Origin of the sequence: Microbacterium sp. NPDC097977 (assembly GCF_040302605.1) — a bacterium.
Taxonomy (GTDB): domain Bacteria; phylum Actinomycetota; class Actinomycetes; order Actinomycetales; family Microbacteriaceae; genus Microbacterium.
This window is the reverse complement of record NZ_JBEOUR010000038.1, coordinates 19,620-34,658: the sequence shown is the minus strand read 5'-3', so window position 1 is coordinate 34,658 and position 15,039 is coordinate 19,620. Positions and strand designations below refer to the sequence as shown.

The following is a 15,039-nucleotide window of genomic DNA, read 5'->3' as shown; positions in this document are numbered from 1 at the left end:
GCGCGAACGATGAAGGGGACGGATGCGTGCGCATCCGCCCCCTTCGCCGTTCGATGATTACCGGTAGTTGATGAACTGCAGATCGAGGTCGAGATCGGCGCCCTTGAGCAGCGCGATCACGGACTGCAGGTCGTCGCGACTCTTGGACTGCACGCGCAGCTCGTCACCCTGGATCTGGCTCTTCACGCCCTTGGGGCCCTCGTCGCGGATCAGTTTGTTGATCTTCTTCGCGTTCTCCGACGAGATGCCGTCCTTGAGCGTCGAGACGATGCGGAACTCCTTGCCGCTCGCGAACGCCTCACCCGACTCGAGGCTCTTGAGCGAGATGCCGCGCTTGATCAGCTTGCTCTGGAACACGTCGAGCACGGCCTTCGCACGCTCCTCCGTGCCGGCGATGATGAGGATCTGCTCGCCACTCCAGGCGATGGATGCGCCGGTGCCCTTGAAGTCGTAGCGCTGCTCGATCTCCTTGCGGGCCTGGTTCAGGGCGTTCTCGGCCTCCTGGTGATCCACTTTCGAGACGATGTCAAAGGAACTGTCAGCCATGCACAAAGTGTATCGATACCGCCGATTTCCCGCTCTCGTGGAAGCGTTTCCACAACCCCTCTTCTCCAGGCGCCCGGTCACGGCTTGATATCGACGTGCCTCACCGTTGGGATTCCCGTCGATCTCGTTGCAAACTGTAAGCGCTTGCAGTTCATGCAGGTCACCAGTACTCAGAGAGGCACACACCAATGAAGGTGAACAAGAGGGGCATCGTTGCCGCCGGGGTCATCGCGCTCGTTTCGACCCTTTCCCTTGCCGGATGCTCGACCGGGACCGACGGAGGCGACGCGTCCGACGGCGACTCCGGCGGAACGCTGACCGTCTGGGTCGACGCCGAGCGCGTCGACGCGCTGCAGAGCGCAGCGGACTCCTACGAGGAGAAGACCGGGGTCACGGTCGAACTCGTCGGCAAGTCCGTCGACGACATGAAGGACGACTTCATCCAGCAGGTGCCGACCGGCAAGGGTCCCGATGTGGTCATGGGCGCCCACGACTGGCTCGGCGAGCTCTCGACCAACGGCGTCGTGGCACCCCTCGAGCTCGGCGACTCGTCGGCCGACTACCTGCCCGTCGCCCTGCAGGCGGCGACGTACGACGGCACGGTCTACATGCTTCCGTACGCGGTCGAGAACATCGCCGTGCTGCGCAATGCCGACATGGTCCCCGACGCGCCGACGAGCTTCGACGACATGGTCGCGAAGGGCGCCTTCGTCGTCGAGCAGGGCGCCGAGGGCAACCCGTACCACCTGTACCCGTTCCAGACGGCCTTCGGCGCTCCCGTCTTCGGCACCGACGACTCGGGCAGCTACGACTCCGCAGACCTGCAGCTCGGCAGCGCGGGCGGCACGGCCTTCGCCGAGTGGCTCGCCGCCCAGGGGGCAGCGGGCACTCTGAACACCGACATCGACGGCGAGATCGCCAAGCAGCAGTTCCTCGACGGCACCGCGGCCTTCTGGCTCACCGGTCCGTGGAACGTCGGCGCGGCCACCGACGCGGGAATCAACGTCGCCATCGACCCGATCCCGAGCCCCACCGCCGAGACCGCCTCGCCGTTCGCCGGCGTGAAGGGCTTCTTCGTCAGCTCCGAGTCCACGAACAAGGTCGCCGCGAACGACTTCCTCGTCAACTACCTCGGCACCGAAGAGGTCCAGCTCGAGCTGTTCGAGGCCGGCAACGTTCTGCCCGCTCTGACGGCGGCCGCCGACTCCGCGGCATCCGACCCGATCATCGCCGGCTTCCAGGCCGTCGGCGCAGACGCGGTCCCCATGCCCGCCATCCCCGCGATGGGATCGGTCTGGGAGTTCTGGGGCGTCGCAGAGGCGGCGATCATCAACGGCTCCGACCCGACGTCGACCTGGCAGAAGCTGGTCGACGACGTCACCGCGGCCACCGAGTAAGACACCAGCACCATCCCTGCCGGGGCGGACACCGTCCGCCCCGGCAGCTCGACGACGGGGACGAGATGACAGAACTCGCTGAGCCCACGGCTCCCTTGAACAAGCGCCAGCGCCAGGCCGCGAAGATCGCCGACGCGGCGTCCGGTCACATCGGCTGGATGCTGGTGAAGATCCTGCTGCTGGCGGTCGTCGACGCGATCGCGCTCTACGCGGCGTTCGTGCTCTTCGGCCAGCACGAGTGGCTGATGCTCGGCCTCGTCGTCGCCGTCACCGTCCTCGTCAACTACATCTACTTCTCCCGCAAGCGGGTGCCGGCGAAGTACCTGACGCCGGGCATCATCTTCCTGGTGATCTTCCAGGTGTTCACCCTGCTCTACACGGGGTACATCGGCTTCACGAACTACGGCACGGGACACAACGGCACGAAGGATCAGGCGATCTCGTCGCTGCTGGCCTCCGCGCAGGAGCGGGTCGAGGACTCCGCCACGTACCCGGTCACCGTGGTCGAGCAGTTCGGCACCTACGGCCTCCTCGTCACCGATCCCGACTCCGGCGACGCTCTGCTCGGCACCTCCGAGCAGCCGTTGGAGGAGGTCGACGCGGACTTCCAGGGCGGTCAGGCCGTCGCGGTCGACGGGTGGAACACCCTTCCCCTCGCCAAGGTCTTCACTCTCTCCGCCGAGCTCGAGAAGCTGTCGGTGCCGTTCAGCGACGACCCGAACGACGGCAGTCTCCGCGCTCCCGACGGCCAGAAGGGCTACCTGTACGTCTCGACGCTCGAGTACGACGCGGACGCCGACACCATCACCGACACGACGACAGGCGCGGTCTACACCGACACCGGCGAGGGCGCCTTCACCGCCGAGGACGGCGAGGCGCTCCTGCCCGGGTGGCAGACGACGGTCGGCGTCGACAACTTCGTGCGGGCGGTCACCGACGATTCCATCCGCGGACCCCTCATCTCGGTGACGATCTGGACCTTCGTGTTCGCCCTGCTCTCGGTCGCGACCACGTTCTTCCTCGGGCTGCTGCTCGCCCTGGTCTTCAACAACACGCGGATGCGGTTCCGCAACGGCTATCGGATCATCCTGATCCTCCCGTATGCGTTCCCCGCGTTCCTCTCGGCGCTCGTCTGGGCCGGCATGATGAACGAGAGCTTCGGGTTCATCAACCAGGTCATCTTCGGGGGAGCGGAGATCCCCTGGCTCACCGATCCGACCCTCGCGAAGGTCTCCGTGCTCCTGGTGAACCTCTGGCTCGGCTTCCCCTACATGTTCCTCGTCTGCATGGGGGCGCTGCAGGGGATCCCCGAGGATGTGAACGAGGCGGCGGTGATGGACGGCGCGAACCCGTGGCAGGTCTTCCGTCGCATCAAGCTGCCGCTGCTGCTCGTGACCGTCGCCCCGCTGCTGATCTCGTCGTTCGCGTTCAACTTCAACAACTTCAACCTGATCTACATGCTCACCAAGGGCGGACCGCGCTTCGACGATGTGAGCATCCCCGTCGGGCACACCGACATCCTGATCTCGATGGTCTACAAGGTGGCCTTCACCGGTCAGTCGCGTGATTACGGACTCGCCTCCGCCTTCACGATCCTGATCTTCATCGTGGTCGCGACGATCTCGATCGTCAGCTTCCGCAAGACCAAGGCCCTCGAGGAGCTGAACTGACATGAGCACCACGGACACGCGCACCGCCGCACCCGTCACGGTCGAGCGGAACCTCGGCCCCCGTCGTCGTTCGCTCGGTGCCTGGTTCGCCGACACCGGATGGCGTCACGTCGTCGCGATCATCATCAGCGCGTTCGCCCTGTTCCCGCTGCTCTATGTGGTGTCGGCGTCGCTGAACCCGCGCGGAACGCTGACCGGATCGAACCAGCTGTTCTCCGCGATCGGCATCGACAGCTACGTGCGCATCCTCAGCGACCCGCAGAATCCGTACGGCCTGTGGTTCTTGAACACTCTGGTCATCGCCGTCGTCACAGGAGCGGTGACCGTCTTCATCGGTGCACTCGCGGCCTATGCCTTCTCGCGCATGCGATTCGCGGGCCGTCGCATCGGACTCGTCACGATCGTGGTCGTGCAGATGTTTCCGCAGTTGCTCGCGGTGGTCGCGATCTTCCTGCTCATGTCGACCCTGGGCGACTGGTTCCCGGCCATCGGCCTCAACACCCACACCGGTCTGATCCTCGTCTACCTCGGCGGTGCGCTCGGCGTGAACACCTACCTCATGTACGGCTTCTTCAACACGCTGCCCATGGAGCTCGACGAGGCTGCCCGCATCGACGGCGCAGGTCACGCGCGCATCTTCTTCACGATCATCCTGCCCCTGGTGGCGCCGATCCTCGCCGTCGTCGCGCTGCTGTCGTTCATCGGCACGGTCAACGAGTACGTGATCGCCAGCGTCATGCTCGTCGACGTCGACCAGCAGACCCTGGTGGTCGGACTCACCAAGCTCGTCGCCAACCCGCGGTACGCGGACTGGTCGGCGTTCTCGGCGGGCGCCGTGATGGCGGCGATCCCGGTCATGATCCTGTTCCTCTTCCTGCAGCGGTACATCGTCGGCGGGCTCACGGCGGGCGCGACCAAGGGCTGAGCCCTCACCGGATCCACGGTGCGGGCACAGGCCGGTCTCGTCGGATCCTCGTCGGCGTTGCGTCGTCGTGGGTGACGCCCGCGGTCGTACCGTGAGCACATGGCACGAGTCTCGGGACGCAACATGGTGATCAGCTGGATCGCCGCGGTGCTGTGCACGGGCGTGATAGCCGCGCTCGTCTGGTTCGCGATCCCCCTCGTGCCGGCGATCGCCACCTTCGTCGGGGACACGCTGCGCGCCACCAACCCCTGATCACGATCGTCGGACCCGCCTGAAGGAGCAGCGCCGCACCCCGGCTCTGCGACACGTCGGCACGCCTCCGTCGGCGGGCGCGCGGGCGGCGGTAATCTCGCACTGCACACATCCGATGAGAGGCGCACCCCCATGAGTGACCCCGAGGTTCCCCAGCCCGAGCGGCCGAAGGACGTCGATGACGTCGTCGACAGCGCGAACGAGGGACTCGATGCCGCCGCCGCGGCCGGTGCGGGAGTCCCCGGTGCGTCCGCGGACGAGTCGCGGGTGCGTCCTGCCGTCGATCCCGACGTCGCCGCCTTCGAGGCAGCGGAGAACGACCATCCCGGCACCTTCTCGACCCCCGAGCTCAACGATCCGCGGTACCTGGATCCCGAGCCCGACGTGAAGACGGACGCATCGACCGCCGACGACACTGCGGCGTACGTGCCGCCCGTGGCCCCGGAGCGCTCCTCGCTCGCGGGTGACGCGTACTCGTCGAACAGCGACACCGCGACGCGCGTCGTGCCGGCCGAGCCGTCGCCCTCCGACCGCCTGCGGTCCGAGAGCGCCGCCGCAGAGACGGCGGTCGTCGAGCCCGCGGTCGTCCCCGTGCAGCAGCAGCCGATCTTCGTCCAGGCCCCTGAGGCGCCGCGCGAGCGCGGCAACCGCGGGACGGCGGGCGCGATCGGCCTGCTCGCGACCGTGGCGTTCGCCGTGCTGTACCTCGCCGCGACTCTCGGCCTCGGTGCGGTCGCCGGCGACGTCACCGCCGCCAACATCGGAGACGCCGCCCTCGCACCGCTGACGACCTGGGGCTTCTGGGTGCCCGTCGTCGTGTTCTTCCTCGGATTCTGGCTGCTCGGCGCGTTCATCAACCGCGGGCGCTGGGGGCTGTGGGTCGTCTTCGGCATCATCGTCGGCGTGATCGCCTACGGCGGTCACATCCTCGGCGCTCTTCTCGGTGCGCCGTTCTGGCAGCTCACCGCCACCGAAGGCAATGAGCTGGTGTCGTCGCAGCTCTTCCACCCACTCGCGATCGCGGCGTTCGTCTTCGCCCGCGAGCTGACGATCTGGTTCGGTGCGTGGGTGGCCCGCAGCGGCGCACGCAAGACCGAACTCAACGCCGAGGCGCAGCGCGAGTACGAGCGCACGCTCGAAGCCGGCCCGACGCTCTCGCGATAGTCGCGCGCATGTCATCGCCGAACCCCCGTGGACCCGAGTCCGCGGGGGTTTCGGTCGTCTTGGCGCTGGCGCTCGCGACGATCGGCTTCTTCGCGCTGGCCGTGTTCGGCCTCGGCGCGGTCAGCATCGTGACCGACCGCGACATCATCGCGGTCCCCGGACTCGGGCAGGTGCCCGGCGTCGTCGGCATGATCGTCGCGCTGCTGGTCTTCGCGATGTCGCTGCGCGGGGCGCTGCGCAGGACGCGACCGTCGTTCGTGTCCGCTCCCGCCATCGCGCTCGCGACCGCGCTCGCGCATCTGGCGGCGGTGTGGGCCGGGGTGGCCGTCGCGGGCGGAGACCTGATCGTGGCGACGGTGGTCGCCGGCGACCTCGTGCGCGGAGGCGCGAGTGCGGTGCTTCTTCTGGCCGCCGCCATCGCCGCGTGGAGCGGCATCGCCCTCCGGCGCACTCGATCGGAGCGCCCTCGCTGGCCCTGGGAGCGCGACGACGAGGAGTGACGCCCCGCCGTCAGGGAGTGAATAGGCGCGGAGGGGCCGTGTGCGCCGTACGCTCTAGGTGTGGAGCGCTCGTTGGAGACGCAGGTAGACCAGGCCGTCGAGGCCTGGATCCGCTGGGTGCCGCGCTGGGAGCCGGCCACCCACCGAGGCCGCGTCGCGCCCTGCCGGCGGTGCCTCGGATCCCCGATCCTCTCCGCCGCGGGGATCGGATCGAACACGCCGCACGGTGTGCAGCACGGCCTGTCGACCCGGATCAAGACGATCGTCGATCACGCGGTCGCCGACTACACGTCACGCAACCTGCCGATGCTGCAGCGCGAGCTCGACCAGCAGGCCGCCCGCAATCGTGCGCGCAGCTATCGACCCGCCGAGAACCTCGACCCGGAGTTCGACGGCCTCCCGCTCGACCCCGAACCCGTCGCCGGTGCGCCCTTCCTCTTCACCATCGCCGGCATGGCCGACGAGGCTCTCGCCGACCTGCCCCCGCTTCCGCCGCTGAGCGATGAGGCGAAGGCGGCGCTGCGGCAGGAGGTGTCGCTGGCCGACGAGTACGCCAACATGGTGGGGCGCGAGATCTGCCGCATCCTGCTGCGCCACCGCATCTACATCCAGGCGGCCATCTCGCAGCATGTCGAACCGCAGATCGAGGCGCTCCTGGCGGAGCTCACCGAGTCGCTGGACTCTCCTTTCGACTCCGATCAGGCCTAGGCGCCGGGCAGCCGCGCTCCCGCGCAACACGGTGCGCGTCTGCGTATCCGCTGAGAGACGCGCCCGCGACTGGCGACGGCAGTGCGCCATAGGTATCGTTTTTCGATAGATACCCATTGGCGATCGATAGGCGAACCATGCAACCTCGTATCTCCCGCGCTCTCAAGGCGCTCATCGTCCTCCTTCTCGGCCTCCTGGTCGCCAGCCAGACGCTGGTGATCCCCGCGGTCGCCCGCATCACCGCGATCCGCAACCCCGACGTCGACCAGCTGGAGGTCCCGGGGATCATCGGGGCGGTGATCTTCATCGGGCTCATCGAGGTGACGCTCGTCTGCGTCTGGTTCCTGCTCTCGCTGGTGCAGACCGATCGCATCTTCCGCGTCGAGGCGTTCCGCTACGTCGACATCATCCTCGGCGCGCTCGTCGCCGCGGGGTTGCTGATCCTCGTCTCCTATGTCGTCATCGTCGGCAGTCGCGCCGTGTCGCTGTCCCTCACGCTGCTGGCCGTGCTCGGCATCGTGGTGAGCGCGGCGCTCGCCCTGCTCGTCGTGGTGCTGCGCGGGCTCCTGCGCAAGGCGCTGGAACTCGAGCAGGATCTCTCGGAAGTCGTCTGATGCCCATCGTGATCGATCTCGACGTACAGCTCGCCATGAAGAAGATGAGCGTGCAGGACTTCGCGGATGCCATCGGGATCACCCCCGCGAACGTCGCCGTGCTCAAGAACGGCAGGGCCAAGGCCGTGCGCTTCACGACGCTCGAGGCCATCTGCCGGGTGCTGGAGTGCCAGCCGGGCGACATCCTGCGCTGGGTGCCCGAGACGGAGGAGCAGTCATGACCCCCGCGTCGCTGGAGTCCTCGTCGCCGTCGACCGATGAGCTCACCTGGGGCGAGGCCGTCGCCCGGTACCTGCTCGACCTCGGAGCGTGCCCGGTGTGTCAGGCCGAGCTGGCGGACGGATGGTGCCGCACGTGCGGTTCGGACCTGCGCGGTCCCGTCGGATCGGAACTGTGGAGCGCGTCTCTGACGGCCGCCGGTGCGATGCGAGCGAGGGATGCGGTGCTGCGGCGCATCCCGCCGGTCGCTGCCGAAGGAACCGCCGCACCGTCGGCACTCACCGCGCCGTCGCCCGCCGTATCGGCGTCGGAGCCGTCCCGTGCGCCGGCGGGCGCGGATCCCGTGGCCACCTCGACGGCCGGGTCCGCATCGCAGAGCAGCGCGACGCTGCAGTCCGTGCTCGCAACGGCGGGTGCAGGGCTCGTCGCCGTCGCCGCCGTGGTGTTCACCTATCTCAACCCGGATCTCGCCGACCGCGCCCTGCGCAGCGTGATCGTCGGGCTCATCACCCTGCTGTTCCTCGGGGGAGCGTGGCTGCTCGCCCGCCGTGGACTGCGGTTCTCGGCCGAGGCCGTCGGGGCGCTGGGGCTGGTGTTCGCCGGCCTCGACATCCACGCGGTCGCCCAGCTCGCGGCGCCGGAGGTGCATCCGTGGCTCAGCGCCGCCGTCATCACGGCTGTCGTCGCCCCGGCCGTGCGGAGCGCGGGGCGACGTCACCGCATCAGGGTCTGGCAGTGGGTGGCCGTCGTGGCGCTGACGCTGACCCCGGCGATGCTGGGCCTGGCCGGAGCGACGGCGCTCACGGCCACGGCAGGCGCACTCGGCATGGCGTTCGCGGGCGCCGCCGCCATCGACTTCCTGCGGCCGCCCGCACCCGAACGGGTCACCCTCGTCGGGGCGCAGGTGATCGCGACCATCGCGGCACTCGTCCTGATGTGGCGGATCGAGATCGACGACGTCTCGCTGTTCCTGCTCGTGACGAGCGGGCTGCTCGCTCTGGTCGCCTCGCACGCCCTCATCGCCGGGCGTCAGGCGCTGACGCCGCTCTGGTCGTTCGTCGCCGGCGCGACGGGGGCGGCGGCGATCCTGCTCGCGGTCTATGCGATCCCCTCCGTTCGCGAGATCGACGCCTCCTGGCAGCTCGCGATCGCGCCCGCTGCGGCATCCGCGGCCCTGGTGCTCGTCGGAGCGCTCCTGCCGCTGCCGCACCGTGTGCCGCGGGGCCCCGTCGCGGGCGGAGCGCTGACCGTGTTCGCCCTGCCTGTGCTGGCGCTCCTCGCCTCGGCCGCGGTCACCGGCGCGCTCACGGTCGCCGCCTTCGTCGGCGAAGCGCCCTGGGTCGACGGCTCCGGAGTGGTCGGAGGGGGCACGCCCCTCGGCCTCGGCGTGGTGGGTGCCGGTCTCGGCGCCTTCCACCTCCTCGCGCGCACACGGATCGGCATCGTGCGGCTCGCCCCCGCTGCATCCCGGCTGTCCCTCGTCGCCGTCGCCCTCGCCCTGCTCGTGCTGGGCTGCGGCGGTCTGCTCGTGCTGCCCGCGGCGATCGCCGTGCTGGCGGGGTCGGCTGTGGCCGTCGCCGCCGCGATCCGGTGGATGCCCGCGCACGTGGCGGGCAGGGGCGTGCGCGTGATCCTGGTCGTCGCCGCGCATCTCGCGCTCCTCGCGACCGTCATGGTCGCCTGGCGCGACACCGCGGCCGTACCCGGCGCGGGGGCGGCGACGCTGATCGGTCTGGTCGCCCTCGCCGGGGTGCAGCCGTCGCGATGGCGCTTCCTCTACGTCGGAGCCGGGTTCTCGTACGCACTGGTCGTCGTCGCGACAGCACTGGGGGAGGGCGGGGTCGACGGGATCGCACGGCTGTGCCTCACCGCATCCGCCGGTCTCCTGGTCGCGATCGCCACCACCTACCTGCCCCTCGTCGGCGCGCGGAGCTGGCAGGCGGTGCTCGTCGTCTCCGCGGTCCCCTTCGGGATCGGGGTGCTGCAGGTGATCGAGGAGCGCAGCGGATGGACCGCCCTGTCGACCGGGCTGATGTTCGTGCTCGCACTGACGCTGCTGCTGACCCGGCGACCGGGTCTCACCGTGCCCGTGCGCACGGCGGCTGCGGCGATGCTCGTGCCGACGCTCGCCGTGGTGGTCGTCTGTCTCGGCGCCCAGCTGCTCGACTCGAGCGGATCGCCCGTCGCCCTCCCGATCGTCGCGGTGCTCGTCGGTCTGGCGCTCCCGGCATCCACCCTCCTCCGCGATGTGCTCCGGAATCGGGGGCGTTCGGCCCTCGCCGCGGATGCCGCGCGGGTGGCGATCGAGGCCTCCGCACTGCTCACCGGAATGATCGCGGTCGGTCTCTCCGTGGGGCGCGAGGCCGCCGGTCTCGGCACGACCCTGATCGTGCTCCTGGTGATCGGCCTCGGCGCCGTCGCCGCAGGACTCTTCAGCGCCCGGCGCTACGCGTGGTCCGTCGCCGGGGCGTCGTTCACCGGGGCCCTCTGGTGCGTGTGGGGGATCACCGGGGTCGACCTGTTCGAGGCTTACCTGCTCCCGCCGGCGCTGGGGGCCGCGGTCGTCGCGGTGCTCCTCACGATCCGGGGGCGGCGGGCGACCGCCCTGTACTCCGCCGGCCTGCTGATCGCGCTCGGCCCGATCCTCGCGCTCATCTCTCTCGCGGAGCCCGAGACGGCAGACGGGCCGTCGCCCGTCGTCTGGCGCGTGGCGGGGCTCCTCGCGGCATCCTGGGGGCTGCTCGCCCTCGAGAAGGCGATCGGCGGGGGTCGTGCCGGGCTCCGGCGGCGCCGACTGCGGGCGCTCCGCATGCCGACGCTGGTGGCCGCGGGGCTGGCGGCGACGGCCGGGCCGATCCAGGGCATGAGGATCGGGCTGGGCGGCGATCTGCCGTCGCTGCACGGGGCGGGGCTGTTCGCGCTGTGCCTCGGCGTCAGCGCCGTCGGAGCCGCAGCCCTCGCCCTCGCCGCTGCGGGCATCCGCCGAGCGGCCGGCAGCGCGTCGGCGCTGCGGCGCACACGCTGGCTGGGCGCGCCGGCCGCGCTCGCTCTCGCCGCAGGCACCTGGTTCGCGATCGAACGCGACTGGTTCTCGATCTGGCCGATGTGGATGCTGATGATCGCCTACCTGGTCGCGACGGTGGCGGTCGCCGCCCGCACGGTGGTCGGCACGACCACCGCCCCACCGACGTGGTTCCTGTTCGCGATCGCGTTCGTGACCGCCGTCGTGGCGTGGAGTCCGCGCGACCTGAGGGTCGAGTGGTTCTCGCTGCCGTTGGGAGCGTTCCTCCTCGTCGCCGGCGCGATCGCCCTCCTGCGGGGGCCGGATCCGCACCCCGACCCGCGGCGGGCGTCGCTCGACAGTTGGCCGGGGCGCTGGACAGGCTCGTGGGCGCTGCTCGCCCCGGGGATCGCGACGATGATGCTGGCCTCGGTCGTCTCCACGTTCACGGATCCGCTCACCTGGCGGGCGATCCTGGTCATGGTGCTCGCCCTCGCCGCCATCCTGGTCGGCTCGAGGAACCGTCTGGCGGCGCCCTTCCTGCTCGGCCTGATCGTGCTGCCGATCGAGAACGTCTTCGTGTTCTCCGTGCAGATCGGTCGCGGCATCGAGTCGATGCCGTGGTGGATCACGCTCGCGGTCATGGGCGCGGTGCTCCTGATCATCGCGGTGACCGCCGAGCGCAGGACGGGGGAGGCTGGAACGGTCGCGGCGCGGATGCGCGATCTGCGCTGAGGGACGAGGCCGGAGCCGCCGCTCATTTGACCGCCACGTTACGCGGCATTACACTTGATCAGGTGTGTGCACGTCTCGACGTGCGTGCTGGGCGTCGGCTCCATGGCCGATCCGCCCCCACGGCATACCCACCACTGCAAAAGCCCGTCGATTCCGGCGTGCCGGTGGGTCATGATGTGAAACCCATCACGCTGTCACCGTGCAGCACTATGAGGAGAGAACGTGCCAACCATTCAGCAGTTGGTTCGCAAGGGTCGCTCGCCCAAGGTCACCAAGACCAAGGCGCCGGCGCTCAAGTCGAACCCCCAGCAGGCCGGGGTCTGCACCCGCGTCTACACCACCACCCCGAAGAAGCCGAACTCGGCGATGCGCAAGGTCGCTCGTGTGAAGCTCCGCAACGGGACCGAGGTCACCGCGTACATCCCGGGTGAGGGTCACAACCTTCAGGAGCACTCCCTTGTGCTCGTCCGTGGCGGTCGTGTCAAGGACCTCCCCGGTGTTCGTTACAAGATCGTCCGTGGCGCCCTGGACACCCAGGCCGTCAAGAACCGTAAGCAGGCTCGCAGCCGCTACGGCGCGAAGAAGGGCTGAGTCCAATGCCTCGTAAGGGTCCCGCCCCCAAGCGTCCCGTCGTCAACGACCCGGTATACGGCGCTCCGATCGTCAGCCAGCTGGTCAACAAGATCCTGGTCGACGGCAAGAAGTCGCTGGCCGAGTCGATCGTCTACAACGCCCTCAAGGGCGTCGAGGCGAAGAACGGTCAGGATGCCGTCGCCACTCTGAAGAAGGCGCTCGACAACGTGCGCCCGACTCTCGAGGTCAAGAGCCGCCGCGTCGGTGGCTCGACCTACCAGGTTCCGGTCGAGGTCAAGCCGCACCGCGCGAACACCCTCGCGCTGCGCTGGCTCGTCAGCTACGCCAAGGGCCGTCGCGAGAAGACGATGACCGAGCGTCTCCAGAACGAGATCCTCGACGCGTCGAACGGTCTCGGCGCCGCCGTCAAGCGTCGTGAAGACACGCACAAGATGGCCGAGTCGAACCGCGCGTTCGCTCACTACCGCTGGTAAACAGCTTCGCCGGCCCTCGGCCACACGCCGAGGGCCGGCACCCCCTCTTCGCAGTACGACTGCCAAAAAGATAAGGACACTCCTGTGGCACAAGACGTGCTCACCGACCTGAGCAAGGTTCGGAACATCGGCATCATGGCTCACATCGATGCTGGCAAGACCACCACGACCGAGCGCATCCTGTTCTACACGGGCGTCAACCACAAGCTGGGCGAGACCCACGACGGTGCCTCGACCACCGACTGGATGGAGCAGGAGAAGGAGCGCGGCATCACGATCACGTCTGCCGCCGTGACCTGCTACTGGAACAAGAACCAGATCAACATCATCGACACCCCCGGTCACGTGGACTTCACGGTCGAGGTGGAGCGCTCGCTCCGCGTCCTCGACGGCGCTGTCGCCGTGTTCGACGGCAAGGAGGGCGTCGAGCCCCAGTCCGAGACCGTGTGGCGTCAGGCCGACAAGTACAACGTCCCCCGCATCTGCTTCGTCAACAAGATGGACAAGCTCGGCGCGGACTTCTACTTCACCGTCGACACCATCATCAACCGCCTCGGCGCCAAGCCGCTGGTCATCCAGCTGCCGATCGGCGCGGAGAACGACTTCATCGGCGTCATCGACCTCGTCGAGATGCGTGCGCTCGTCTGGGCGGGTGACTCCAAGGGTGACGTCACCATGGGCGCCTCCTACGAGATCCAGGAGATCCCGGCCGACCTCAAGGAGAAGGCCGACGAGTACCGTCAGCAGCTCCTCGAGACCGTCGCCGAGACCGACGACGCTCTGCTCGAGAAGTTCTTCGGTGGCGAAGAGCTGACCGTCGCCGAGATCAAGGGCGCGATCCGCAAGCTCACCGTGGCTTCCGAGATCTACCCGGTGCTCTGCGGTTCGGCGTTCAAGAACCGCGGCGTGCAGCCGATGCTCGACGCGGTCGTCGACTACCTCCCGAACCCGCTCGACGTGGGCTCGATCGAGGCGCACGACCCGAAGGACTACGACACGATCATCGAGCGTCACCCCGACGCGAAGGACCCGTTCGCAGCCCTCGCGTTCAAGGTCGCGGTGCACCCGTTCTTCGGTCGCCTCACCTACGTGCGCGTCTACTCGGGTCAGCTCGACTCCGGTGCCGCGGTCATCAACTCGACCAAGGGCAAGAAGGAGCGCATCGGGAAGATCTTCCAGATGCACGCCAACAAGGAGATCCCGGTCCCCTCGGTCACGGCGGGCAACATCTACGCCGTCATCGGTCTGAAGGACACCACCACCGGTGACACCCTGACCGACCCGGCCTCGCCGGTCGTCCTCGAGTCGATGACGTTCCCCGAGCCGGTCATCGAGGTCGCCATCGAGCCGAAGACCAAGGCCGACCAGGAGAAGCTGGGTGTCGCCATCCAGAAGCTCGCTGAGGAGGACCCGACCTTCCGCACGGAGCTCAACCCCGAGACCGGTCAGACGACCATCAAGGGCATGGGCGAGCTGCACCTCGACATCCTCGTCGACCGCATGAAGCGCGAGTTCAACGTCGAGGCCAACGTCGGCAAGCCGCAGGTCGCGTACCGCGAGACGATCCGCAAGGGCGTCGAGAAGTACGACTACACGCACAAGAAGCAGACCGGTGGATCGGGGCAGTTCGCGAAGATCCAGTTCAACATCGAGCCGCTCGACCTCGACGACGAGAAGACGTACGAGTTCGTCAACGCGGTCACCGGTGGTCGCATCCCGCGTGAGTACATCGGCTCGATCGATGCCGGCTTCCAGGACGCGATGAACGTCGGCGTGCTCGCCGGCTACCCGATCGTGGGCGTCAAGGCGACCATCGTCGACGGTGCGGCGCACGACGTCGACTCCTCGGAGATGGCGTTCAAGATCGCCGGATCGATGGGTATGAAGGAAGCCCTGCGTCGGGCGAGCCCGGCGCTCCTCGAGCCGCTCATGGCGGTCGAGGTGCGTACTCCCGAGGAGTACATGGGCGACGTCATCGGCGACCTGAACTCGCGTCGTGGCCAGATCCAGTCGATGGAGGATGCCGCAGGCGTCAAGGTCGTCCGGGCACACGTCCCGCTGTCCGAGATGTTCGGCTACATCGGCGACCTGCGCTCGAAGACCTCGGGCCGCGCCGTCTACTCGATGGAGTTCAACAGCTACGCTGAGGTTCCCCGCGCAGTGGCCGACGAGATCGTCCAGAAGAACAACGGCGGCGAGTGACACTTCCTGGGAGTCGGGCCCAGGCCCGACTCCCAGGTC

At 68.6% G+C, this 15,039-nt stretch carries 14 protein-coding genes; 13 read left to right on the top strand and 1 reads right to left on the bottom strand.

Annotated features, from left to right (window positions below; all coding sequences use genetic code 11):
• Positions 1 to 57: 57 nt before the first annotated feature.
• Positions 58 to 546, bottom strand: coding sequence for a YajQ family cyclic di-GMP-binding protein (locus tag ABTZ43_RS10290; RefSeq protein ID WP_230108335.1), 489 nt, complete (start codon positions 544 to 546; stop codon positions 58 to 60).
• Positions 547 to 734: 188 nt separating this feature from the next.
• Between ABTZ43_RS10290 and ABTZ43_RS10285 the strand changes: the two genes are divergently transcribed.
• The 13 genes from ABTZ43_RS10285 to fusA all read left to right on the top strand — a co-directional run bounded on the left by ABTZ43_RS10285 (position 735) and on the right by fusA (position 15,000).
• Positions 735 to 1,943 (top strand): sugar ABC transporter substrate-binding protein, encoded by a 1,209-nt coding sequence (locus tag ABTZ43_RS10285; protein WP_149422489.1) that lies wholly within the window; start codon positions 735 to 737, stop codon positions 1,941 to 1,943.
• A gap of 65 nt (positions 1,944 to 2,008) precedes the next feature.
• Positions 2,009 to 3,613, top strand: a complete 1,605-nt coding sequence (locus ABTZ43_RS10280; protein WP_350538714.1) for an ABC transporter permease subunit — start codon at positions 2,009 to 2,011, stop codon at positions 3,611 to 3,613.
• 1 nt (position 3,614) lies between these two features.
• A complete protein-coding gene (locus tag ABTZ43_RS10275; protein WP_350538713.1) occupies positions 3,615 to 4,538 on the top strand; it encodes a sugar ABC transporter permease in 924 nt (307 codons plus the stop codon).
• Between the two features lie 99 nt (positions 4,539 to 4,637).
• Positions 4,638 to 4,790, top strand: a complete 153-nt coding sequence (locus ABTZ43_RS10270; RefSeq protein ID WP_188042311.1) for a hypothetical protein — start codon at positions 4,638 to 4,640, stop codon at positions 4,788 to 4,790.
• Positions 4,791 to 4,922: 132 nt separating this feature from the next.
• Positions 4,923 to 5,954: an ABC transporter gene (locus ABTZ43_RS10265; RefSeq protein ID WP_350538712.1), complete on the top strand. Its 1,032-nt coding sequence runs from the start codon at positions 4,923 to 4,925 to the stop codon at positions 5,952 to 5,954.
• 8 nt (positions 5,955 to 5,962) lie between these two features.
• Positions 5,963 to 6,454, top strand: a complete 492-nt coding sequence (locus tag ABTZ43_RS10260; RefSeq protein ID WP_350538711.1) for a DUF6121 family protein — start codon at positions 5,963 to 5,965, stop codon at positions 6,452 to 6,454.
• A 60-nt stretch (positions 6,455 to 6,514) separates the two neighbouring features.
• Positions 6,515 to 7,162: a spermidine/putrescine ABC transporter substrate-binding protein gene (locus ABTZ43_RS10255; RefSeq protein ID WP_350538710.1), complete on the top strand. Its 648-nt coding sequence runs from the start codon at positions 6,515 to 6,517 to the stop codon at positions 7,160 to 7,162.
• Positions 7,163 to 7,299: 137 nt separating this feature from the next.
• Positions 7,300 to 7,776, top strand: a complete 477-nt coding sequence (locus tag ABTZ43_RS10250; RefSeq protein WP_253384163.1) for a DUF2975 domain-containing protein — start codon at positions 7,300 to 7,302, stop codon at positions 7,774 to 7,776.
• Entirely contained in the window at positions 7,776 to 7,997 is a 222-nt protein-coding gene (locus ABTZ43_RS10245) for a helix-turn-helix domain-containing protein (protein ID WP_045253857.1), read from the top strand. The genes ABTZ43_RS10250 and ABTZ43_RS10245 overlap by 1 nt, the downstream gene beginning before the upstream one ends.
• Positions 7,994 to 11,731, top strand: a complete 3,738-nt coding sequence (locus ABTZ43_RS10240; RefSeq protein WP_350538709.1) for an SCO7613 C-terminal domain-containing membrane protein — start codon at positions 7,994 to 7,996, stop codon at positions 11,729 to 11,731. Before ABTZ43_RS10245 ends, ABTZ43_RS10240 begins: the two co-directional genes overlap by 4 nt.
• A gap of 222 nt (positions 11,732 to 11,953) precedes the next feature.
• Positions 11,954 to 12,322: a 30S ribosomal protein S12 gene (gene rpsL, locus ABTZ43_RS10235; RefSeq protein ID WP_017201609.1), complete on the top strand. Its 369-nt coding sequence runs from the start codon at positions 11,954 to 11,956 to the stop codon at positions 12,320 to 12,322.
• 5 nt (positions 12,323 to 12,327) lie between these two features.
• A complete protein-coding gene (gene rpsG, locus ABTZ43_RS10230; protein ID WP_042538706.1) occupies positions 12,328 to 12,798 on the top strand; it encodes a 30S ribosomal protein S7 in 471 nt (156 codons plus the stop codon).
• A gap of 84 nt (positions 12,799 to 12,882) precedes the next feature.
• On the top strand, positions 12,883 to 15,000 hold the full coding sequence (gene fusA, locus ABTZ43_RS10225) for an elongation factor G (RefSeq protein ID WP_045253855.1): 2,118 nt from the start codon (positions 12,883 to 12,885) through the stop codon (positions 14,998 to 15,000).
• The last annotated feature ends 39 nt before the right edge of the window (positions 15,001 to 15,039 follow it).

What these genes read in the sequence shown, in the direction of transcription:
- ABTZ43_RS10280 (WP_350538714.1), top strand. Translation starts at nt 2,009, where the DNA reads ATGACAGAACTCGCTGAGCCCACGGCTCCCTTGAACAAGCGCCAGCGC.
- ABTZ43_RS10260 (WP_350538711.1), top strand. Translation starts at nt 5,963, where the DNA reads ATGTCATCGCCGAACCCCCGTGGACCCGAGTCCGCGGGGGTTTCGGTC.
- ABTZ43_RS10250 (WP_253384163.1), top strand. Translation starts at nt 7,300, where the DNA reads ATGCAACCTCGTATCTCCCGCGCTCTCAAGGCGCTCATCGTCCTCCTT.
- ABTZ43_RS10265 (WP_350538712.1), top strand. Translation starts at nt 4,923, where the DNA reads ATGAGTGACCCCGAGGTTCCCCAGCCCGAGCGGCCGAAGGACGTCGAT.
- rpsG (WP_042538706.1), top strand. Translation starts at nt 12,328, where the DNA reads ATGCCTCGTAAGGGTCCCGCCCCCAAGCGTCCCGTCGTCAACGACCCG.
- ABTZ43_RS10285 (WP_149422489.1), top strand. Translation starts at nt 735, where the DNA reads ATGAAGGTGAACAAGAGGGGCATCGTTGCCGCCGGGGTCATCGCGCTC.
- ABTZ43_RS10245 (WP_045253857.1), top strand. Translation starts at nt 7,776, where the DNA reads ATGCCCATCGTGATCGATCTCGACGTACAGCTCGCCATGAAGAAGATG.
- ABTZ43_RS10240 (WP_350538709.1), top strand. Translation starts at nt 7,994, where the DNA reads ATGACCCCCGCGTCGCTGGAGTCCTCGTCGCCGTCGACCGATGAGCTC.
- ABTZ43_RS10290 (WP_230108335.1), bottom strand. Translation starts at nt 546, where the DNA reads ATGGCTGACAGTTCCTTTGACATCGTCTCGAAAGTGGATCACCAGGAG.
- ABTZ43_RS10275 (WP_350538713.1), top strand. Translation starts at nt 3,615, where the DNA reads ATGAGCACCACGGACACGCGCACCGCCGCACCCGTCACGGTCGAGCGG.
- ABTZ43_RS10270 (WP_188042311.1), top strand. Translation starts at nt 4,638, where the DNA reads ATGGCACGAGTCTCGGGACGCAACATGGTGATCAGCTGGATCGCCGCG.